The sequence below is a fragment of the Actinoallomurus oryzae genome (assembly GCF_039541955.1).
Taxonomy (GTDB): Bacteria; Actinomycetota; Actinomycetes; order Streptosporangiales; family Streptosporangiaceae; genus Actinoallomurus; species Actinoallomurus oryzae.
Map to the genome: position 1 here is coordinate 169072 of NZ_BAABHF010000045.1, position 20226 is coordinate 189297.

The 20226-nt window shown below is 71.0% G+C and carries 18 protein-coding genes and 1 tRNA gene; 11 read left to right on the plus strand and 8 right to left on the minus strand.

Features of this window, described 5'->3' with window-relative positions; genetic code table 11:
• Nucleotide 1 precedes the first annotated feature (1 nt).
• Entirely contained in the window at nt 2-1069 is a 1068-nt protein-coding gene (locus ABEA10_RS35900) for a sugar ABC transporter substrate-binding protein (RefSeq protein WP_345471661.1), read from the minus strand.
• 31 nt (nt 1070-1100) lie between these two features.
• Nucleotides 1101-2096, minus strand: a complete 996-nt coding sequence (locus ABEA10_RS35905; protein WP_345471663.1) for an ABC transporter permease — start codon at nt 2094-2096, stop codon at nt 1101-1103.
• A gap of 210 nt (nt 2097-2306) precedes the next feature.
• On the opposite strand from ABEA10_RS35905, the gene ABEA10_RS35910 reads away from it, so the two are divergent.
• The 4 genes from ABEA10_RS35910 to ABEA10_RS35925 are packed head-to-tail and all read left to right on the plus strand — an operon-like array spanning nt 2307 to nt 7342.
• Nucleotides 2307-3038 (plus strand): SDR family NAD(P)-dependent oxidoreductase, encoded by a 732-nt coding sequence (locus ABEA10_RS35910; protein ID WP_345471665.1) that lies wholly within the window; start codon nt 2307-2309, stop codon nt 3036-3038.
• Nucleotides 3038-4804, plus strand: coding sequence for a GMC family oxidoreductase N-terminal domain-containing protein (locus tag ABEA10_RS35915; RefSeq protein ID WP_345471667.1), 1767 nt, complete (start codon nt 3038-3040; stop codon nt 4802-4804). The genes ABEA10_RS35910 and ABEA10_RS35915 overlap by 1 nt, the downstream gene beginning before the upstream one ends.
• Nucleotides 4801-6447 carry a thiamine pyrophosphate-binding protein gene (locus ABEA10_RS35920; RefSeq protein WP_345471669.1) on the plus strand — a complete coding sequence of 549 codons (1647 nt, stop codon included), beginning with the start codon at nt 4801-4803 and terminating at the stop codon, nt 6445-6447. Before ABEA10_RS35915 ends, ABEA10_RS35920 begins: the two co-directional genes overlap by 4 nt.
• Nucleotides 6448-6457: 10 nt before the next feature.
• Nucleotides 6458-7342: an IclR family transcriptional regulator gene (locus ABEA10_RS35925; RefSeq protein ID WP_345471671.1), complete on the plus strand. Its 885-nt coding sequence runs from the start codon at nt 6458-6460 to the stop codon at nt 7340-7342.
• Here ABEA10_RS35925 and ABEA10_RS35930 read toward each other — a convergent pair.
• Together ABEA10_RS35930 and ABEA10_RS35935 are read right to left on the minus strand one after the other, a co-directional pair.
• Nucleotides 7264-8013 (minus strand): alpha/beta fold hydrolase, encoded by a 750-nt coding sequence (locus tag ABEA10_RS35930; protein ID WP_345471673.1) that lies wholly within the window; start codon nt 8011-8013, stop codon nt 7264-7266. The two genes, ABEA10_RS35925 and ABEA10_RS35930, sit on opposite strands and share 79 nt — an antisense overlap.
• Before the next feature lie 34 nt (nt 8014-8047).
• Entirely contained in the window at nt 8048-8668 is a 621-nt protein-coding gene (locus ABEA10_RS35935) for a class F sortase (RefSeq protein ID WP_345471675.1), read from the minus strand.
• Between the two features lie 198 nt (nt 8669-8866).
• Between ABEA10_RS35935 and ABEA10_RS35940 the strand changes: the two genes are divergently transcribed.
• The gene (locus ABEA10_RS35940) at nt 8867-9703 is read left to right on the plus strand and encodes a TNT domain-containing protein (protein WP_345471677.1); all 837 of its coding nucleotides are present in this window, start codon (nt 8867-8869) and stop codon (nt 9701-9703) included.
• On the opposite strand, the gene ABEA10_RS35945 is transcribed toward ABEA10_RS35940, so the two are convergent.
• Nucleotides 9697-10479, minus strand: a complete 783-nt coding sequence (locus tag ABEA10_RS35945) for an SDR family NAD(P)-dependent oxidoreductase (protein ID WP_345471679.1) — start codon at nt 10477-10479, stop codon at nt 9697-9699. The two genes, ABEA10_RS35940 and ABEA10_RS35945, sit on opposite strands and share 7 nt — an antisense overlap.
• Nucleotides 10480-10539: 60 nt before the next feature.
• Here ABEA10_RS35945 and ABEA10_RS35950 point away from each other — a divergent pair, with 60 nt between their 5' ends.
• The 5 genes from ABEA10_RS35950 (at nt 10540) to ABEA10_RS35970 (ending at nt 15518) form a co-directional block, all read left to right on the plus strand.
• A complete protein-coding gene (locus tag ABEA10_RS35950) occupies nt 10540-11544 on the plus strand; it encodes a LacI family DNA-binding transcriptional regulator (protein WP_345471681.1) in 1005 nt (334 codons plus the stop codon).
• A gap of 35 nt (nt 11545-11579) precedes the next feature.
• Nucleotides 11580-11927 carry a TraR/DksA family transcriptional regulator gene (locus ABEA10_RS35955; RefSeq protein ID WP_345471683.1) on the plus strand — a complete coding sequence of 116 codons (348 nt, stop codon included), beginning with the start codon at nt 11580-11582 and terminating at the stop codon, nt 11925-11927.
• Nucleotides 11928-11995: 68 nt separating this feature from the next.
• On the plus strand, nt 11996-14212 hold the full coding sequence (locus ABEA10_RS35960) for an ArnT family glycosyltransferase (protein ID WP_345471685.1): 2217 nt from the start codon (nt 11996-11998) through the stop codon (nt 14210-14212).
• Between the two features lie 336 nt (nt 14213-14548).
• A tRNA-Arg gene (locus ABEA10_RS35965) sits at nt 14549-14625 on the plus strand.
• A 251-nt stretch (nt 14626-14876) separates the two neighbouring features.
• Nucleotides 14877-15518 (plus strand): hypothetical protein, encoded by a 642-nt coding sequence (locus tag ABEA10_RS35970; protein WP_345471687.1) that lies wholly within the window; start codon nt 14877-14879, stop codon nt 15516-15518.
• A gap of 155 nt (nt 15519-15673) precedes the next feature.
• Here ABEA10_RS35970 and ABEA10_RS35975 read toward each other — a convergent pair whose 3' ends face one another.
• The gene (locus ABEA10_RS35975) at nt 15674-16066 is read right to left on the minus strand and encodes a hypothetical protein (protein WP_345471689.1); all 393 of its coding nucleotides are present in this window, start codon (nt 16064-16066) and stop codon (nt 15674-15676) included.
• Nucleotides 16067-16661: 595 nt separating this feature from the next.
• Nucleotides 16662-16832 carry a hypothetical protein gene (locus ABEA10_RS35980; protein ID WP_345471691.1) on the minus strand — a complete coding sequence of 57 codons (171 nt, stop codon included), beginning with the start codon at nt 16830-16832 and terminating at the stop codon, nt 16662-16664.
• Nucleotides 16833-17500: 668 nt separating this feature from the next.
• Here ABEA10_RS35980 and ABEA10_RS35985 point away from each other — a divergent pair.
• A complete protein-coding gene (locus tag ABEA10_RS35985) occupies nt 17501-18415 on the plus strand; it encodes a hypothetical protein (protein WP_345471693.1) in 915 nt (304 codons plus the stop codon).
• Between the two features lie 424 nt (nt 18416-18839).
• Here the strand turns inward: ABEA10_RS35985 and ABEA10_RS35990 are convergent, their stop codons facing one another.
• Nucleotides 18840-20021 (minus strand): IS481 family transposase, encoded by a 1182-nt coding sequence (locus ABEA10_RS35990; protein WP_345471695.1) that lies wholly within the window; start codon nt 20019-20021, stop codon nt 18840-18842.
• Between the last annotated feature and the right edge of the window lie 205 nt (nt 20022-20226).

Consider the following 20226-nt stretch of genomic DNA (forward strand, 5'->3'; position numbering starts at 1 on the left):
GTCAGCGCGCCTCCGAGAGCGGCCGGATGCCGCCGGTGATGTTCGCCAGGAGTTCGTCGATCTGCGGCTTGTACCAGGCGTAGGCGGCCTGGGGCGACTTCTCGCGGGCGATGACCTCGTCGATGTTGCCGCTGTCGAGCACCATGCCGGGCGTCTTGAACCAGCCGTTCGGCAACTTCCTGCCGTCGCGGACGTACTTGATCAGGATCGCGCTCGACAGGTAGCCCTTGAGGAAGTGCTCGGGGTCGACGCCGGCGAAGTTCGTGCCGTCCTTGATCGCCTGCAGCGTCTTCGGGTCGACGTCGAAGCCGGCGGTGAGGTACCTGCCCTTCTCCTGCTGCTTGATCTTGGCGAGGTCGTAGCTGTCCGCGTCGCCCACGCCGAGGAAGGCCAGCGCGTCCGGGTGCGCGTGCACCTGGGCGAGCCAGGCGTTGTAGTTCTGCGCCGGGTCGCTGTAGGTGTGGTACGGGCCGAGCGTCCTGATGCCGGGCGCCAGCCTGGCGAACGTGTCCTTGATGCCCTTCACCCGGTTGTCGAGCACCGGCACGCCCGGGTCGGTCTGCCCGATCACGACGGTCCCCTTCGCGGTGGCGCCGAGCTTCTTGACCGCCGCCTGGGCGAGCCGCCCGCCGAGCTCGTAGTTGTCGGTGCCGACGAAGAAGCCGACTTTGCTGCCGTTCGTCGGCGCGGTGTCCAGCGCGACGACCGGGACGCCCTGGTCGACGGCCTGCGCCGCGGGCCGGGTGAAGATCGGCGGGTCGAGGTTGAACAGGATCACCCCGTCGCGGTGGGTGACGACGAGGTTCTGGAAGAGCTGGACCTCGGCCGGTCCGTCGGTGTTGGGCGGGCCGACGACCTTGAAGTCGACGTTGCCCGCGTGCTGCGCCGCCGAGGTCGCCCCCTGGTACATCTCCCGGGCGAAGTTCAGGCTGTTGTTCGGCACGGCGATGCCCATCTTCAGCCGTTTCGACCCGGAGCCGGATCCGCTGTCGCCGCAGGCGGCGGTGGCTCCGAGGACGAGGACGAGGATCGCGGCGAGTCCGGCCCGCCGGCGTGTGCGCTGCTTCATGGCTCGTCTCCTGGCGTACGGGCGGGGGCGGTCAGGTGTCGGCGGAGCGGGAGCCCTGGATCCGCCGCAACAGGGTGTCGGCGCCGACGGCGATGAGGATGACGCCGCCGGTCGCGAAGGTGGTCCAGTTGATCGGTACCTGGAAGAAGGCCAGTGCCGAGGCGACGACGCTGAGGATGAGGCAGCCGGCCGCCGCGCCGACGACCGAGCCGCGGCCGCCGGCGAGCGGTGTGCCGCCGATGATCGCCGACGCGATGGCGGTCAGCTCGTACCCCTGGCCGACCGTCGGGTCGCCGGCCATGAAGAAGGCCAGGGAGAACACCGCCGCGACGCCGGCCATCAGCCCGCTGAGGCCGAGCGCGGCGATGCGGGTGCGGTTCACCGGCAGGCCGCCGAACTCGGCCGCCTCCGGGTTGGAGCCGATGGCCCGTACGCGGGCGCCGAACCGCGTGCGGGTGAACAGTACGGCCAGCGCGGCGACCAGGACGACGGAGATCCACACGGCGTTGGGGACCCCGGCCGTGTTCCCGCCGAGGAAGGTGAAGAAGGAGTCGTTCTGCGGCAGGTCGGTGATCTGCTTGCCGTCCGCGAGCGCGAGGCCGGCGCCGCGGAGGAGCATCGCCGTGGCCAGCGTCACGATGAAGGACGGCAGGCGCATGTAGGTGGTGATCACGCCGTTCAGCGCGCCGAGGGCGGCCGACACCGCCAGGATCACGAGCAGCGCGAGCCAGGTGCTCAGCCCGTCGCGGATGAGGACCGCGCCGAGCACCATGCACATCGCGTACATGCCGCCGACGGACAGGTCCACCTCGCGCATCGCCAGCGGGAAGACGATGCCGCACGCCATCAGCCCGGCGTAGACCGTGTTGTGCGTGATGGACAGCAGGTTGCCGGTGCGCAGGAAGTCGGGGTGGAAGAGCCCGACTCCGACAACGATGACGATCAGGACGGCGATCACGCCGAACTCGTCCCGGATGAGCCTGCGGGGGACCCGGCCGAGGGAGGCTCCGGTCGCTGCTGCTGACATCGCGGTCATCGCTCCTCACGACTCGCCCGACGGTGTCGGATGCGGGGTGCCGTGAGCATGGACGTACCGACCGGCTCCGACAAGCAGGGTGTTTCACCGAATGGAAACGGCGAGGTACACGGCGCGCGCCGGTACGGATCGCCGCCGCGGATTTCGATGAATGGAACGCGCTCCTTGTCGGGGTGATGGCCGTGCCGCACGCTCGCCCACATGAGCGATCGGGTGGCGCTGGTGACCGGCGCGGCGAGCGGGCTGGGACAGGAGTTCTGCGTGGCCCTGGCCGCCGGGGGCAGACGTGTGGCAGGGCTGGACGTCGCGGATCTGTCCGAGACCGAAAAGCGGATCGGCGGCGGTTCCTTCCTCGGCGTCCGGGCCGACGTCACCGACCCGTCCGCCGTGACCGCGGCGGTGGACGAGGTCGTGCGTCACCACGGCGGCCTGCACATCGTGGTGAACAACGCCGGGATCTACCCGTCGATCCCCTTCGAGGACACGACGCTGGACGACTGGCGGCGGATCATGCGGCTGAACCTCGAGGGGCCGTTCCTCGTCACGCGGGCCGCGCTGCCTCACTTGCGGGCCGCGGGCTGGGGACGGGTCGTCAACATCGTTTCGGCCGTGGTGTTCCTCGGGCCGCCCGACATGGTCGCCTACACCACCTCCAAGGCCGGGCTGGTCGGCTTCACCCGCGCGCTCGCGAGCGCGGTCGGCGGCGAGGGCGTCACGGTCAACGCGATCGCCCCCGGGATGACCCGTACGCGAACGGCCGAGCGCACCGTCGGCGCGGACGGCGGGTTCGAGCGGGTCCGCGACCTCCAGGTCGTGCCCGCCGTCGAGGAACCGCGCGACCTGGTCTCGACGCTGCTGTACGTCTGCGACGAGGGCAGCGGGTTCCTGTCCGGGCAGACCATCAACGTCGACGGCGGATCCGCGAAGCACTGATGAACGCCGGGGAGACGCGGGTCCTCGCCGACCTGTGCGCGGACCTGGTTCCCGGCTCACGCGCGATCGGGCCCGAGGAGTACATCGCGCGGGCGGTCGCCGCGATGTCGCCGGCGGAGGAGGACGCCCTGCACGCCGCGATCGGGCTCCTCGCGCCCGCCGCCGGGCACGGGCCGGACGCGCTGGCACCGCTCGCCGGGTCATCGGCGTTCGCCCTGATCAGGCGGCTCGCCATCGAGGCGTACTACGGCGGCTTCGCGGTCCCCGGCCACACCGGGCCGACCGGGTGGGAGGACATCGGCTTCGACCCGCCCCAGGCGCGCCGGCTCCGCCGGGACTGGTCGTTCCTCACCGAACCGCCCCCGCCCGCCGGCCCGCTGCCCGAGGAGGCCGAGGTCGTGGTCGTCGGCTCGGGCGCCGGCGGCGGGCTCATCGCCGCCGACCTGGGCCGCGCCGGGCACGACGTGCTCCTCATCGAGGCCGGCGGCCTGTGGCCGGCCGCGACGCACACCCGGTTCGAGCTGGAGGCGCGGCACCGGCTGTGGTGGCCGGTCCGGTACGCCGACGGCGAGGACCCGGTCGCGCTGCTCGGCGGCCGGTGCGTCGGCGGCTCCACCGTGATCAACACCAAGGTGGCGATGCGCGCCGGCGAGGCCGACGTCGCCGCCTTCCACCGCCGGACCGGCCTGCTCGGCGACGGCGGGGAGCCGTTCTCCCTCGCCGACCTGCTGCCCTGGTACACCGAGGTCGAGCGGCGCCTCGGCGTACGGGAGCGCGCCGACTGGACGCCGTGCGCGTACCGGCTGCGCGACGGGCTGGCCGCGATCGGCGCCACGTTCGAGCCGGTCCGGTCCTACACCGACTACAACTGCACCAAGTGCGGCTCGTGCCTGCAGGGCTGCCCGACGAACGCCGGCAAGTCGGCGCTCAACACGTTCATCGCGCCGGCCCTCGCCCGGGGCGAGATCCGCCTGGCCGCCCGCACCCGGGCCGAGCGCGTGCTGATCTCCGGCGGCGCGGTCACCGGCGTCGCCAGCGACACCGGCGTCGTACGGGCCCGTACGGTGGTGCTCGCGGCGGGGGCGCTCGGCACCCCGCGGATCCTGCTGAACAGCCCCGACTACCCGCGCCGGGTCGGCCGCACCCTCGGCCTGCACCCGGCGCGCCTGGTCTACGGCCGCTTCGACGAGCCGCAGGACGCCCACCGCGTCTACCCGATCACCGGGCACTGCCTCGACCACCGGGAGGAGTTCGTGGTCGAGGGCCCCACGGTCCAGGACCCGGTGTCGTTCGCCGAGAGCCTGACCGACGCGGACGGCCGCCCCCTCTGGGGCACGCGTCTGGCCGGCAGCGTACGGGCGTACCGGCACTGGGCCGGGATGCTCGTGATGGCGAGCGACGAGAACACCGGCGTCATCGACCTGGACCCGCGCGGCGAGATCGTCGTCGCCAAGCGGTTCTCCGCCGCCGAGCGCGCCCGGCTGGAGGCGGGCCGGCGGTTCGCCGTCGAGGCGCTGCGCGCGGCCGGCGCCCGCGAGGTCCTGTGGACCGGGCTGAGCACCACGCACATGCAGGGCAGCGTGCCGATGGGGTCCGACCCCGCGCGCTCGGCCGTGGACGCGAACGGCCGGTCCCACGACGTCGCCGGACTGTACGTCGGCGACGCCTCGCTGATCCCGGCGTCCCTGCCGGTCAACCCGTCCCTGACCATCATGGCGCTGGCCGCCAGGGTCGCCGACCGCCTCGGGAAGGAACTCACCGGATGAGACCCATCGACGCCCTGTTGGAGATCGTCCGTGGCGAGGGGGTGAGCCGGATCTTCGGCAACCCCGGGACGACCGAGCTGCCGCTCATCGACGCCCTGGCCGGCGTGCCCGACCTGTCGTACGTGCTGGGCCTGCAGGAGGCGTCCGTGGTGGCGATGGCCGACGGGTACGCCCGCGCCACCGGCCGCCCGTCGTTCGTGAACCTGCACGTCGCGGCCGGCGTCGCGAACGGCCTGATCGGCATGCTCAACGCCTCGCGCTCCCGGACGCCGATGGTGGTCACGGCGGGCCAGCAGGACCGCCGTCACCTGGCCCAGGACCCGATGCTCTCCGGCGACGTCGTGGGCCTGGCGGGCGCCGCGACGAAGGCGGCCGTGGAGGTCCAGCACGCCCGCGACCTGCCGATCGTGCTGCGCCGCGCCTTCGCCGCCGCGGTACGTCCGCCGTCCGGCCCGGTGCTGGTCTCCATCCCGATGGACGTGCTGGAGGAGGACTCCGACGTCGACGTGCCGGACCGCTCGCCGACCCCGGCGTACGGGCCGGCGGCCGGAGTCGGCCCGGCCGCGGAGATGCTCGCCCGCGCGTCGCGCCCGGTCATCGTGGCCGGGGACGGCGTCGGGCGCGGCGGCGCGGTCGGCGAACTCGTCGCGGTCGCCGAGCGGCTGGGCGCCACCGTCTACCACCAGCCGATGAACGACGGCGTGAACTTCCCCGGCACCCACCCGCTGTACGCCGGGATGCTGCTGCCGCGCAACGCGGCCATCCGCGAGACGCTCGCGTCCTACGACGCGGCGCTGATCGTCGGGTGCCACGCCTTCATGCCGCACCACTACACGCCGGGTCCCGCGGTGCCGGAGGGCCTGCCGATCGTGCAGCTCGACGCCGACCCGGCGGAGATCGCCCGCAACTTCGCCGTCGCGGCGGGCCTCGTCGGCGACGTACGGACGACGCTGCGGTCGCTCGCCGCGGCCCTGGGCCCGATCGCCGGGGCGGACGAGCGTCTCGAGGCCGCCCGTACGGCGCACGCGCACGCGCGGGCGGCGACCGACGAGGCGGCGACGGCGGCGTACGGCGGCGCGCCGCTGGACCCGCTCGCGGCGGCGCACGCGGTCGCCGCCGGGCTGCCCGCGGACGCCGTCGTCGTGGAGGAGGCGATCACGGTGGGGATGCGGCTGCGGACCGTGCTGCGCCAGGACCGGCCCGGCTCGTACGCGCACACCGTCGGCGGCGGGCTCGGCTGGGGCATCGGCGCGGCGATCGGCACCCGCCTGGGCGCTCCGGACCGCCCGGTCGTCGCCGTGCTGGGCGACGGGTGCGCGATGTTCGGCCTGCAGGGCCTGTGGACGGCGGCACGGTACGCGGTGCCGGTGACGTTCGTGGTGATGAACAACGGGGAGTACCGGACGCTGAAGGACACGCTCGACGAGCGCAAGAGCCGGTCGGCGGCACTGGGCTCGTACGTCGGGCTGGACCTGGCTCCGCCCGCGCTGGACTGGTCCGGTACCGCCCGGTTCTTCGGCCTCGATGTCGTACGGGTGGAGTCGGCGGCCGAGCTGCGCGACACTCTCGCCGCCGGTTCCGATCGTCCCCTGCTCGTCGATGTACCGGTCGCGGGCCATTGCGCGACGCGGCCCGGCGGATAAGGCTGCGGACATGGACGGCTCCCCCGCCCCCAAGTCGGTCCTCGCCCGCGGCCTGACGTTACTGGGGGCCTTCGGCCCCTCCGACGTCGACCTGACGCTCACCGAACTCGCCGCACGCACCGGCCTGCCGAAACCGACCGTGCACCGGCTGCTCGGCGAGCTCGTCGGCTGGGGCGCCCTGGAGCGCACCGGGAACGGCTACCGGCTGGGCATGCGCCTGTTCGTGCTCGGCCAGCGGGTGCCCCGCCCGCGCGGGCTGCGCGAGGCGGCCCTGCCCTACCTGGAGGACCTGTACGAGGCGTCGCACGAGAACGTCCATCTGGCCGTGCTCGACGGCATCGACACGCTGTTCCTGGAGAAGGTCAGCGGACGCCGGTCGATGCCGATCATCTCCCGCGTCGGCGGACGGCTGCCGGCGTACTGCACGGCGACCGGGAAACTGTTCCTCGCCTTCGGCGCGCCCGAACGCCTGCGCCGCGTCCTGCGCGCGGGCCTGGCGCGCTACACGCCGCACACGATCACGATGCCGGGCCTGCTGGTCCGCGACCTCGCGCGCACGCTGGAGCGGGGTTATGGGATCAATCGGGAGGAGTCGGAGGTCGGGGTGTCCGCGGTGGCCGCTCCGGTGTTCGACCACCGGCGGCGCGTCATCGCCGCGATCTCCATCACCGGCCACGCCGGCCGTCTGGACCTGGACCGCCTCGCCCCGGCCGTGCGAACGTCGGCGCTGTCACTGTCGCGCGAGCTGTCCCACGCGACCGCGAACGGCACGCTCGTCGTCCCCGCCCCGGCCCTCGACCACGGCCCCGCGGTCGATCAGGGCGACACCGGGCGTTCGTGCCGGCGCGCGAGCAGGGCGAGCAGCTCGGTGGCCACCTCGTCCGGGGCCTCGTAGATCGGGGTGTGCCCGGTGTCGAGCAGGCGCAGCCGCGCGCCCGGGATGGCCGCGGCCAGCTCCCGTGCCTGGTCGGGCGTTCTCGCCGGATCGCGCAGGCCGTGCACCACGGTGACCGGGCAGTCGATCGCGGCCAGCCCCGGGGTCAGATCCAGGTCCCGCTGGCTGCGCAACGCCTCCAGCGCCGCCTGGACGGGCACCCGGGCGGCGTAGGCGAGCAGCTCGTCGCGGAACGCCGGATCCGGTGGGGTGGCGAACGACCGGTCCAGCACGCCGGCGTGCAACCGCGGGCCCCAGTCGTCGGCCAGCGCCGCCAGAATGGCGTCCACGTCGCCGTGGCCCCGCATGTGCGCACCGGTGTCGGCCAGCAGCAGGCCGGCCACCAGCCCGGGGTGCCCGGCCACCAGGCGCAGCGCGATGGCGCCGCCGGTGGAATGGCCGACGACCACGACCGGCGCGCCGTGCCGCCGCGTGATGCGCGCGGCGAGCCGGTCGGCGATCGCGCCGAGGTCCCACGGACCGGGATCGGTCATCCAGGACACCGCGTCGAACTCGGCCTGGCCCGCCAGCCGTCGCGCCAGCGGCCGGAACACCGCGGGCGCGCAGAGCGTGCCCGGAATGGCCAGCACCACCGGCTCTCGCGTGGCCCGCTCGTCGTCTCGGGTCGGCATCGCCCCTCCTCATGCCGACCTTACCGGTTGCGTCTCAGCCGGACGGGCGGTCGAGATGGGCGGAGACGACGACGTTCCGCGGGGTGTCACCGCGCGGAGGGTCCGCTCCGCGGCGTACGGAGATCAGGCGGAGCTCCGGGCGGCCGGTGGCCGAATGCTCGCGGGCGATCGCGTGCCTCACCGCGTCGGCCGAGCGCCGGTCACCGGACGGGACCCGCTCCAGCCGGCGTACGGAATCGACCTTGAACCAGGCGACGCTGTGGTCGCGCCGGACCACCTTCACCCGGTCGCCCTCGGCGACCTTCGTCAGGCGGTGGAAGGCGGCCGGGCCGTGTTCGGGATCGACGTAGCCGATGATGATCTCGGGCGACTCCTCGGCGCCGGCCTGGTGGACCACGGCGCTCTTGCCCTCCGGGCGCACGCTCGACGGCGACGTGGAAGACGTGTGCGACGTGTGCGACGTGTGCCGGCGGACCGCGTGGACCGGGATGGTCGCGTTGCCCAGTTCGACCCGCTCGGGGCTCGACCAGTGTGCGGAGCTCGACCAGTGCCGGTGGGGAACGTGCCGGCGCGCGGAGCCTCCGCGCGCCTCGTGCATCCCGGTGAGAATGGCGGCCGTCAGGAGGACGGCCGCGACAGCGTTTCCGTTCGACACGTAAGGGTGATACCCGAGCCCGTCGGCCGAATACCAGATCACCCGGTAAAAATGACAGCAACACAAAGTTGAACAGCCGCGACAGGCCACAATCCGGGCTTTTCTCCTCGACAGACTTTTCGGTCGCGCATTTCTGTACCGTGAGCCGCCGGCGACCTCGTTCCACGAGGGCACGGGAGAAATGCGACAGGGGGCTTGATGAAGGGCATTCGAGGACGTATCACAGCCGCCACGGCGCTCGGCGCGGCGAGCGTGCTGGCGGCCGTCGCGCTGCCGCCGGACCGGGGCGCGCGAGCCGACGGCTCCTGCACCGGCACGGCCTGCCCCGCCGTGGAGCAGCCGGGCGTGCAGCGGCCGGCGGCGGAGCGGCCGCACACTCTTCCGGCCCTGGTAGCGGCCCGCCCCGACGTGCCGCGGACGCCCGAGGCAGCCGCGGCGGCGGCGCGTGCGGCGGTCCGCTCCACACCGGACGCGTGCGGCAGCCCGTACGTCAAGGACCACGGTGAGCTCGGCCCCGCACATCTGCCTCGTGTCGGTTATTTCGGATCCCTGGTCCGCGGCTATGTCCGGTACGGCGGGCTGAGCCCGGCGAAATTCATCACCCGCTACTGGGACGAGACGGCCAATCCGGCCTACTGGCGCTATCCCCCGGATCTCGGGTTCGCCCATTCCGGTGGCTGGAGCAACGGCCGCGTTCTTCGCGAACGGGAGACACTTCCCGAAGGCTCACTTCTCGACCGATTCGGCAGCCCGTACGGCACCTTTCTCGCCCCGGCGGGCAGCGCCTTCGGTGCCCGCGCGCTGCCGCCGGACAGCCTCAACACGAAAAGCAGCGATCCGTCACATCTGTGCAATTACCACCTGTACCGGGTGAGCCGGGCGTTCGACGTGGACGCGGGACCGATCGCGCCGGCGTTCCAGCAGCGGGGCGGAGGCCGGCAGTACGTGCTGATGAGCGCCTACCTCCCCGGCGCGCCCTCGACACTGAACGTCACGTGGCTCGTCGCCAACGGATACCTGAGCGTCGTCTACTGATCCAGCGCCTCGGGATCGCGTGCGAGCACCGAGCGGCCGCCGTCCACCGGCACGGTCGCGCCGGTCACGAAGCTCGCGTCCGCCGAGAGCAGATGCGCGATCGCCGCCGCGACCTCATCCGGCCGGCCCACGCGGCCGGCCGGATGAGCGCGGGCCATCTCCTCCTCGATCCACGCCGCGTCGTCCGGCGCCTGACCCGCGAGGAAGTCCGCGTACCGCTCGGTGCCGACGGACCCCGGCGCGACCGCGTTGACGCGGATCCCCCGCCGCCCGTACTCCACCGCGAGCGCCCGGGTCAGCCCCTCGATCCCGGCCTTGGCCGTCACGTACGGCACGCAGCCCGGGACCGCGCGGAGCGCCTGGTGCGAGGAGACGTTGACGATGGCGCCGGGGGTGCCGGCGGCCAGGAAACGCCGCACGGCCGTCGCGCAGCCGACGAGGGCGAGGCCTAGGTTCAGCGAGACGCGGTCGAGGATCTCCCGCACCGGGACGGTGTGAAAGGACGCCGCCGCCCCGAACACCGCCGCGTTGTTGACCCAGCCGGCGAGGGGCCCGGCCGCCTCGGCGAGGTCGGCGGCGCGCTCGGCGACACTCTCGTCCGCGGCGTCCCCGGCCAGCGCGATGACACGCCCTGCGCCGACCTGCCCGTCCACCCAGGTCAGCGCCGCCGGATCGCGCTCGATCGCCACGACGGTGCCGCCCTCGCGAGCGAGGCGCTCGGCCACCGCGCGGCCGATGCCCCGGCCTCCTCCCGTGACCACGTACGAACGGCCCACGACTTCTCCTTTCGCCGTTTCTGCCCTAGTGTGACAAAAAACTTCGATCGAAACAGTTCGATGACCACGATCAGAGATGTGGCCGTCGAGGCGGGCGTCAGCGTCTCGACGGTGTCGCTCGCGCTCAACGCGCCCGAGCGGGTCAGCGAGCCGACCCGCCGCAAGGTCCTGGCGGCCGTCGACGCGCTCGGCTTCGTGCCCAAGGCCGACGCCGTCGCGCGGGCGCGGCGCGGGGTCGGCCGGATCGGCGTGCTCGCGGCGTTCTCCGCCTACCCCTCGGCCGCCCGCCGGGTGAACGGCGTGATCAGTGCCATCGGCCGCCGCCCGCTGGAGATCGTGCTGTTCGACCAGGAGTCGGCCGCGCGGAGCCCCTCGCCGCTCCTGGCCAGTCTCCCGGTCACCGGCCGGCTCGACGGGATCATCCTGGTGAGCCGGCCGCTGGACGACACGGTGGCCACCCGGCTGCGTGACCTGCACCTGCCCACCGTGCTGGTGGACGTACGCCACCCCGGCTTCGACTCCGTCCACACCGACGACGAGGCCGGCGGACGGCTCGCCGCCGAGCACCTGCTGTCCCGGGGGCACACGAGATTCGCCTTCGTCGGCGAGGAACAGCGGTCGGACCGGTACGTCTCACCGTCGCAGCGAAGGCTCACCGGCTTTCGCGCGGCCCTGGCCGACGCCGGTCACACGCCCGTCGTACGGCTCGCCCGTCACGAGCTCGGACAGGCCCTGGCCACCGCGCGCGAGCTGCTGTCCGCGGAGCCGCGCCCGACCGCGGTGTTCGCCGCCGACGACACCCTGGCGGCCGGGGTCATGCGCGCCGCCCACGAGCTCGGCCTCGCGGTGCCCGGAGACGTCGCCGTGGTCGGCTTCGACGACGGCGAACTGGCCGAGGCCCTCGGCCTGACGACCGTACGGCAGCCGCTGGAGGAGTCCGGACGGACGGCGATGGAGCTGCTGCTGCGGCGGATCGACGAGCGCGGAAGCGGGGCCGGGACCGGGTTCGGGGCCGTGCGGGAGGTCATGCTCCGGCTCGAGGTGGCCGTTCGCGGTTCCACCTGAGGAATTCGTGGCCGCACCAGGTCGTTCCTCCTGTAATGGATCCGTCGTCACTGGCAGATCAGCTGAACGCGGAGCGCGAGAAGACGCTCGAGCGCATCGCGGCGCTCGCGCACGACCGCGAGGGCGTCATCGAGTCCACCGTGTCGACCGGCGTGGACGACGAACACGACCCGGAGGGCGCGACGATCGCGTTCGAACGGGAGCAGATCGAGGCCCTGCTGGACCAGTCGCGCCACCACCTGTCCGAGCTGGACCGCGCCCTGCGCCGGCTCGACGAGGGCGCGTACGGCCGGTGCGAGGTCTGCGGCGACCCGATCGCCGCCGAGCGTCTGGCCGCCCGCCCCACGGCCCGCACCTGCATCGGCTGCGCCTCCCGGCGTTGATCGGGTTCTCACGCGCCTTTAATGATCGCCTCATCGAAAGGCCAATCTCGGGCGCCGACCGTTGATCCATGAGCCTGCCGACGTCTGTCTCCCCGCCTCCCGGGCGCGCCGTGCCGGCGGCCCGATCCTCCCGCGACCCGGCCTGGGCACGCCCGGGGCTGATCGCGCTGCTCGCCGCCACGGCCGTGCTCTACATCTGGGGGCTGGGCTCCTCCAAGTGGGCCAACGCGTTCTACTCGGCGGCGGTCCAGGCGGGCGCGCACAGCTGGAAGGCGTTCTTCTTCGGCTCCTCCGACGCGGCGAACCTCATCACCGTCGACAAGACACCGCTGGCCCTGTGGCCGATGGACCTGGCGGCGCGCCTCTTCGGGGTGAACTCCTGGAGCATCCTCGTGCCGCAGGCCCTCATCGGCGTGGCCACGGTCGGCCTGCTGTACGCGAGCGTACGGCGTTCGCTCCGGCCGCTCGGCCCGCGTGCCGCCGCGTGCGGCGCGCTGCTGGCCGGCGCGGCCCTCGCGACGACGCCGATCGCCGCGCTGATGTTCCGCTACAACAACCCGGACGCGCTGCTCGTCCTGCTGCTGACCGCCGGGGCGTACGGGCTGCTGCGCGCGCAGGAGCGGGCGAGCACACGGTGGCTGGTCGTGGCCGCGAGCTGCGTGGGGCTGGCGTTCCTGGCCAAGATGCTCCAGGCGTTCCTCGTGCTGCCGGCGTTCGGGCTGGTGTACCTGATCATGGCGCCGGCTCCCCTGCGCCGCCGGCTGTGGCAGCTGGCCGTCGCCGCGGTGGTGATGATCGTGTCGGCCGGTTGGTGGGTCGCGATCGTCGCCGCCGTCCCCGCGGGCTCCCGGCCGTACATCGGCGGCTCCCAGCACAACAGCGTGCTCGAACTCGCCCTCGGCTACAACGGCATCGGCCGTCTCAACGGCGACGAGACGGGCGGCCTGGGCAACACGAACCAGGACGCCGGCTGGATGCGCATGTTCGGCGCCGAACTCGGCGGGCAGATCTCCTGGCTGCTCCCTGCCGCGCTGATCCTGCTGGTGGCGAGCCTGTGGACGCTCGCCGCCGGCCACATGCGCCGCGCCGCCGAGCGTGGGAGCGCGGGAGGTGAGGACGGCGTGGAAGGCGACGACGAGGCCCCGCGAGCCGCCCTCCCGGCCTCCGGGGGCCTGCGAACCGACACCGGAGCGGCCGCCCTCTTCGTGTGGGGCGGCTGGCTGCTGGTCACCGACGTGGTGTTCAGCCTGATGCAGGGGATCTTCCACGGCTACTACACCGTGGCGCTGGCACCGCCGATCGCGGCGCTCGCCGGGCTGGGCGGCACGGTCCTGTGGGCGCGGCGCCGGCACCCGGCTGCCACGGGCGCGCTGGTCGCGGTCGTCGTCCTGACGGCCTGGTGGTCGTACCGCCTCCTCGGGCGTACACCGGACTTCGCGCCCTGGCTGCGCCTTCCCGTGCTGGCCGGCGGCCTGATCGCCGCCGTGGGCCTGCTCGCGGGCGCCTGGCTCGCGCACCGCTCAGCGGCCGGTTCGTCCCGGGACGACCATGGGATGTCCGGTCTCGCCGGGCGGGTACTGGCCGCCGGCGGCGTCCTCGCGATCGCGGTCTCGATCGCGGGACCCGCGGCGTACGCCGTCGACACCGCGACGACCGCGCACAACGGCGCCATCCCGTCGGCCGGCCCCTCCGGAATGGGCGGCGGTCCGGGCGGAACGCGCGGTCGCGGAGCGCTCCCCGGCGGCCCGCCCGGCAACGGTACGCGAGGCGGGCAGCGCGGCTTCCCCGGAGCGGGCGGTGGACAGGGTGGAATGCCCCAGCCGCCGAACGGCACCGGAAACGGCGGCGGGCCGGGCGGTGGCATGCCGGGCGGCGGTGGCCCGGGCGGCGGCGGGATGCGCCGCGGCGGCATGGGCGGACCCGGCGCGCTGCTCGACGCCCCCGCTCCCGGTGCGGCGCTCACCGCGCTGCTGCGGCAGAACGCCGGCAAGTACACGTGGGCGGCCGCCACGGTCGGCTCCAACAGCGCCGCCGGCTACCAGCTCGCCACGGGCGACCCGGTCATGGCGCTCGGCGGGTTCAACGGCACCGACCCGGCCCCCACCCTGGCCCGCTTCCAGCAGTACGTACGCGAGAAGAAGGTCCACTACTTCATCGCCACCTCGATGCCCATGGGCGGCCGCGGAGGCTCCGGCAGCGACGACGCACAGCAGATCGCCACGTGGGTGGCCAAGACGTACACCGCCAAGACCGTCGACGGCACAACGGTCTACGACCTCGGGTAGGAGCCCCCGGCCGCGCGGCCCGTCATCACCTCGGCACTCCGGTCGACGAACCCTCCGATAAAGGGTTTCCGGTCGCACCGAACGACCACCCGCGCGTGGCCGGAACCGGCCCCTCACTCCGAGTCGTGACAATCCGTAACAGGACAGGTGGATTCCGGTTGATCGTCTATGTCAGACAAAGATCCAACAAGTTATGCGACTGATATGCATCGCCGCAGCTCCAGGGGATACGGCCGGTTCCGGCCACGCCGGAGCCCGCCCGACAGGGGGTCGATGGCGGTAAGCGGCCACCGGCATCACATCAACGCTCCGGAGTCCGTACACTCTGATCGACCGGCGCCCATAGCTCAGCCGGATAGAGCATCGGACTTCTAATCCGACGGTCGGGGGTTCGAATCCCTCTGGGCGCGCCACCGCCCCAACCGGCATCTGACCTGCACATACGCGCTCAGGTGCCGTTCGCATGGTGTCCGGCTGCCTCCGACTGACATCGGCTCCCGGCGGGTAACTGTGCCAAATACGTGCCCAAGTCTCGCTGCTCAGGAGCGCCTCGGTGATCCGGTTGACTAGGCACCCTGCAGTGTTCCGGGGCGATACTGCAGCTGTGGAGACACTCTTCGCCCGGCCAGCCGCCGCGCCACGTGTCCTGCCGTCTGCTCCGGTCTTGGAGAGCTGGAATGCGGCGGATCACCCGGATCAACGGCGACTAAGCGCCTACCTGGACGAGATCGAGGCGCTGATCGGCGCGTACGTCCCAACAACGAGTGACCATCTCACACTTGAACTGACCGTCGGCCTTCCTGCAAGCACCGCGCTGACCAGCGGCGGCCGTGACCTCGACAACTATCTCTTGCCAATCGCGCGGCGGGTCGGTCACAGACGCCTCGATGCGGTGTTCGGGCGCAAGCAGCACGCGGACGCCTCGACGATCGCCGTCGGCTTGCCAGCCCAGGAGAGCAGCTCACCAGGCGAGCCACAGCTACAGCTACGCACAACCGGTTCCACCGAGTCGCCCGCGTGGAAGCAGCGGATCCATGGCGCATGCAGCGCCGTCATCGGCACCCCGTTGCCTCAAGGCTCGGTGGCGCTGTGCATCCGATTCGGGGTATCCAGCGCACGCAACTGGTCGACGCTATGGAAACCGACCATCGACGCCCTCGGACCTCTGCTCGGGACGCAGAATCCTCTCAAACCCTTCCGCCCGAGCGACGATCGCATCGTGGACCTCGCACTGCACCGAACCATCGACGATGCCCTGGGCAACGATGTGGGAATCGACATATGGTGGCAGCAGCCAATCAGTTGACAGGGACTCCTCCCTCGAGATCGTCCCTCTTGGGCCAACCGATCGATGGTGCCCTGAGTTCAGGCCTCTCATGCCGACACGGCTTGCCGGCAGGTCACGGCTTTCGATGGTGCCTTCCTGCCCGCACCCGCGAAGCCAAGGCTTCGTGGTACCGGTTATCGCGTGAGCGAGCACTGCGCCATCCCATTACCTGTATCAAGCTTCATGTGATCGCCGTCTATCGAGTAGTAGCCGTCGATCTTGCCGTGCTGCTCCGGCTCATCATCGATCAGTTGCCTTGCCGCACGATCGACCCTGCCCGTGGCACGAACGGTCGAAGCCGGGGTCCCCTCCGACGCAGGGAACCTGCTCGTCCAACTATAAGTACCATCGTCGCGAATAGCGATTTCGAGATGCCAGGTGGACCCTGTTGCGACCTTCGTGCAGGTACCGCTCCAGTCACCGGCAGTATCATCGTTTTTTTCGTTCGCCTGGGCATGAGCTGAGAGGCCTATCAACGCGAGCGGCCCCAGAGCGATGACAAGCAGTACCCTCTTCAGCTTGGTCATTACTAATCATCCCCCTTCCAGGTGACATCTTCCAGCATTCCACTACAAGAAGCAAAAAAAATCACCATTTCCTCATGTCCTGGCCAGTGGAGCGTAAATCCTACGAGCCAGCTTTACCTCCCAAATAATCACAAGCCGGAATCCTTGCTATCCCTTTACTGAATCCTGAGACTTAGAAGGCGGTCCGAACGACGCTGCCGGGACACATCGAGGGCACACGAGAACGCGATCAAGCCCGAACCAACGAGAAGTGCTGAGACGCGAATTCCTTAGGCAGGGAGCATGGTATATGCATTCATCCAGGCCACGGCAACGCCTCTGCCAGTTCACCAACTACGGCTGACGGACGAGACTACCCATGGCAAGACGCTGTCCGGGGGAAGTGCGAGGGCAGAGCGTAAGCGACCAAGCCGCTTCCCTTGGTCATAGGCGTGCAGACGGCCAAGACGGTGGCACGCGCGGCCGCCGAGGCCTACCGCACGCTGCCCGCCGACCTGATCCAACACATCCCTGGGTAGCGAGGAGCGCGAGCAGCTTCTTACCTCTCACCAATCCGGCACTCGTATCGCATGACCGGCGGTAATCAGGGCGGCGGCTATTCGATGGGCTGGCCGGTGGCCAGGTCGAGCAGTTCGAACCGTTGGATGACCGTTCGACGTACGCCCTGTTCGAAGTGGGCGGCGACGCGGTGTTCGCCGTCGATGTATCGCCAGGGAGTAGCGGGGTCATTGTTGGGTTGGATGCCGGCCCCGGTACCGACCAGCAACGTGACGGCGATCGCCGTCCTGCCATCGAGGTCTTCATCGGCAGCCGGGCGACCTTGACGACCTCATACACGTGGTGCTCGATCCGGCGTCCTTCTCCCGAACGTGACCCCAGCCCCAAAGTAGCGGTGAGGAAGACCACGGTTGCGGTTCGTAACCATCACAGGTCGGCCATACCGGGTCGTGGCGTCGGCCCGCCGCCCGATCGTGTTGACCGTTCTCAGGGATCGATCGGGCGGAAGGGCGGCTGGGGTGCGTCGGGAGTGGGAGCTGGAAGAGCTGATCGCCGCGCGGACGTTGCTGGCCGGCGACTGGGAGCCGGTGGGTAACAAGACCGGCGCGACGCGGCTGGCCTTCAGCCTGATCGGTTGGAACGCAACGGATGACGCTCACGCTGCAATTGGCTCGGTACCAGCGAACCATGAGAACGTGCCCCTCACATACAGCGCCTTGAGGGCGCCGGGCTGGGGCACCCGGGCCCGCTTCAGGGTGAGGGTCAGGTCCGCGCCGACATGGTGCAGCAGGTCCACAGCGGCCAGGCCCTGGTTCACGCTAGCCGGCGCCAGGCCGCCATCGCCCAGCAGTGGGCGGCGCCACGCGCTGAGCGCGCCGGCTGCCCGTGTGGCGCGGACCCGCCGGCATGAAGGCGACATCGTCGTATGATCCAACCATGTCAGTGCTCTCACGGCGCCGACCCAAGTGCCAGCTCTGCCGGCAGGGTGACCCTGGCAACTTCACGCTGAAGGGCCGGAAACTCATCCCGAAGGGTTTCTGCAACGAGTGCGAGGCGCGCCTCAAGGGCGGCGAGAGTATCGAGGTCACGGAGAAGACCCTCAAGAAGATCTGCCAAGAACTGGATATGGGCTTGGACACGGCCAAGTGGGCGGCCTACAAACTCCTGTTGCTCCGCGATCCGCGATCCACGGATGCTCTGTACGCCTACGCGAGCCAAAAGAACCGGTGGCCCGCGTCCGAGGCCGGGTTGGCCTTGGCGGCCATGGACGACCCGCGGGCCGAACCGGCCGATCGCGACGCACTGGAGGTCCATCCCACCTGGCGGGTGTTCGCGCCCAAGCCGAGGACGCCGGAGGACGTGTGCGGCGGGATCGTGGTGGCCCGGATCGAGGCCGGCGAGAAGGAACTGAAGCTCCTGACGCTGGCCAAGGATCCGCGTGAGGCGGCCGGTCAGATCGCCGACCTGCTGAACTACCCGGCCGACCACCCGGCGCGCGTCCAGGGCCCGGCCGCCGTGTCCCGACCCGGGCGCGCGCCCGGCCTGACGCTCTTCCACACGAGGGCGCGGGGTGGTGGTTCCCACCTGCCCGAGGATGCGATTTTGCGGTGGGACGACAACTACCACGCCGACAAGAACGTGCACACCAGGAACATGATGGCCAGCCATTTCGCGGGCAGCACGGAGTCTGGGGCCACCATTCATGGGACGGCCGTCCTCAGCGGGTACGACGTGCGCACGGGGACCATCCGGTCCGTTCCAGTGCGCACGCTGGAGAACGATCTAAGCATGCAGGCGTACGGAGCGGCCGCGGGCTACGTGCACGCGTGGCGCAAGGAGCGGGGTCTGTAGGCGGGTCGGCTCGTCGAGGGCGGCCAGCAGCTCCACGGTGCGTCGCTGCTCAGCGGGATCGCCCACAGGGACGGCGATGACGTCGCTGGCGCCGGGCGCCGGCGACACGCACAAGTTGTCGACGATGGTGTCGTCCGGGCCGGAACACAGGTAGAACGCCGGCTCGGTCAGGTATTGGTCCGTCGCTGCGCCACGCGGCTTTGGCGCTGAACAGACCCTCGCACATCACCGGTGCCGAGCAGGAGGGTCAACCGGTTGAGGTCTGTACGCAGCTCAGCGAGGTCGTAGGCATGAGTCGAATCGTCCGAGGTCAGCGCGCATGTTGCCCTCAATAGGCGACGTGGACTCCTAATCCGACGGTCGGGGGTTCGAATCCCTCGAGCGAGCGCATGTGATGTCTCAGGACATCGGAAACCCTCCGAACCTACGGGGTCGGAGGGTTTCTTGTTTGGGGTTGGTAGTCGCGGGTGGGGTCGATGGTCAGTTCGCGGAGGAGTTCTCCGGTGGTGGCGGTGATGACGCGGACGTGGAGATCGTCGATGAGCATGATGACGTGGGTTCGGGCGTGGGTTCGTCCGATGCCGATGTGGTGGAGCCGGCCGCCCGTGCGCAGGGTGACGACGCCGGAGTCATCGATGCGGTCGTGGCGGACCCGGGTGTGGGTGTCGGCCTGGCGGCTGCCGGCAGGCAGTGCTTTGGGCAGGGCGTTATAGACGGTGGCGGGCGTGGCTCGGCGCGGCAACGACCGGTGCGGGCGCTGGTGGTTGTAGGCGGCGGTGAAGCGGTCGATGAGGGCTTGCAGGTCGGCGATGGTGGTGGGCTGGTGGGGCTGGGCGTGGAGCCATTTCTTCATCGTCTGCTGAAAGCGTTCGACTTTCCCGCAGGTGGTGGGGTGGTTTGGGGTGGAGTTCTTTTGGCGGATGTGCAGGCGGCGGAGTTCGTTCTCCAGGGCGTTGCGGCCGCCTTTGCCGCCGGCCAGGCGGGTGGTGAAGACCATGCCGTTGTCGGTGAGGGTGGAGGCGGGGACGCCGTGGGTGCGTACGGCTTGGCGGAAGGTGTCGCGCACGATGGGGCCGGTGATGCGGGGCCAGGCGGTCACGTGCAGGGCGTAGCGGGAGTGGTCGTCCAGCCAGGTGAGGATCTCGGTGTCGGTGCCATCGGTCAGGCGGTAGTGGGTGAAGTCGGCCTGCCAGGTTTCGTTCGGCAGTTCGGCTTGGAAGCGGATGTAGGACGAGCGTGGGCGCTTCTTGGGGGCGGGGGTGATGAGGCCATGACGGGTCAGGTAGCGGCTGATCGTGGCCCGCGACACTTTCCGCTGGTGGTGGTGTTGCAGGTGCCAGGCGATCGTTTCGGGCCCGGCGTCTAGGCCTTGTTCGGACAGTTCTTTGCGGATCCGGATGATCAGCTCCACCGTCGAGGCGTCGATCGCGGCCGGTGAGGTATGCGGGCGCCGTGACCGCGGCTCGAACGCGGTCGCGCCCTCGGCCCGGTACCGGGCGACCAGCTTCGACACCCACCCCTTCGAGACCCCGTAGGCGCGAGCGACCTCGGCTTGAGAACGGCCCTCAACGACCACCGCGGTGATCACAAGTCTGGCTTTCGACACCGCCAGACTCTGCCGCCCAGGTGTTTCCTATGGCTTGAGACATGCGTTTCCTATGTCCTGAGCGAGCACACCTCGAGCGAGCGCACCTCGAGCGAGCGCACCACCGAGCGAGCACACCACCGGGCGCGCCAGTGCCCGCCCAGGCCAATCGAAAGCCCTGGCCCCGCCGTACGGTCTCGCCGTGGTCGAGCGCGGCCTGCTCGGC

What these genes read in the sequence shown, in the direction of transcription:
- ABEA10_RS35900 (WP_345471661.1), bottom strand. Translation starts at nt 1,069, where the DNA reads ATGAAGCAGCGCACACGCCGGCGGGCCGGACTCGCCGCGATCCTCGTC.
- ABEA10_RS35905 (WP_345471663.1), bottom strand. Translation starts at nt 2,096, where the DNA reads ATGTCAGCAGCAGCGACCGGAGCCTCCCTCGGCCGGGTCCCCCGCAGG.
- ABEA10_RS35910 (WP_345471665.1), top strand. Translation starts at nt 2,307, where the DNA reads ATGAGCGATCGGGTGGCGCTGGTGACCGGCGCGGCGAGCGGGCTGGGA.
- ABEA10_RS35915 (WP_345471667.1), top strand. Translation starts at nt 3,038, where the DNA reads ATGAACGCCGGGGAGACGCGGGTCCTCGCCGACCTGTGCGCGGACCTG.
- ABEA10_RS35920 (WP_345471669.1), top strand. Translation starts at nt 4,801, where the DNA reads ATGAGACCCATCGACGCCCTGTTGGAGATCGTCCGTGGCGAGGGGGTG.
- ABEA10_RS35925 (WP_345471671.1), top strand. Translation starts at nt 6,458, where the DNA reads ATGGACGGCTCCCCCGCCCCCAAGTCGGTCCTCGCCCGCGGCCTGACG.
- ABEA10_RS35930 (WP_345471673.1), bottom strand. Translation starts at nt 8,013, where the DNA reads ATGCCGACCCGAGACGACGAGCGGGCCACGCGAGAGCCGGTGGTGCTG.
- ABEA10_RS35940 (WP_345471677.1), top strand. Translation starts at nt 8,867, where the DNA reads ATGAAGGGCATTCGAGGACGTATCACAGCCGCCACGGCGCTCGGCGCG.
- ABEA10_RS35950 (WP_345471681.1), top strand. Translation starts at nt 10,540, where the DNA reads ATGACCACGATCAGAGATGTGGCCGTCGAGGCGGGCGTCAGCGTCTCG.
- ABEA10_RS35955 (WP_345471683.1), top strand. Translation starts at nt 11,580, where the DNA reads ATGGATCCGTCGTCACTGGCAGATCAGCTGAACGCGGAGCGCGAGAAG.
- ABEA10_RS35960 (WP_345471685.1), top strand. Translation starts at nt 11,996, where the DNA reads ATGAGCCTGCCGACGTCTGTCTCCCCGCCTCCCGGGCGCGCCGTGCCG.
- ABEA10_RS35975 (WP_345471689.1), bottom strand. Translation starts at nt 16,066, where the DNA reads ATGACCAAGCTGAAGAGGGTACTGCTTGTCATCGCTCTGGGGCCGCTC.
- ABEA10_RS35985 (WP_345471693.1), top strand. Translation starts at nt 17,501, where the DNA reads ATGTCAGTGCTCTCACGGCGCCGACCCAAGTGCCAGCTCTGCCGGCAG.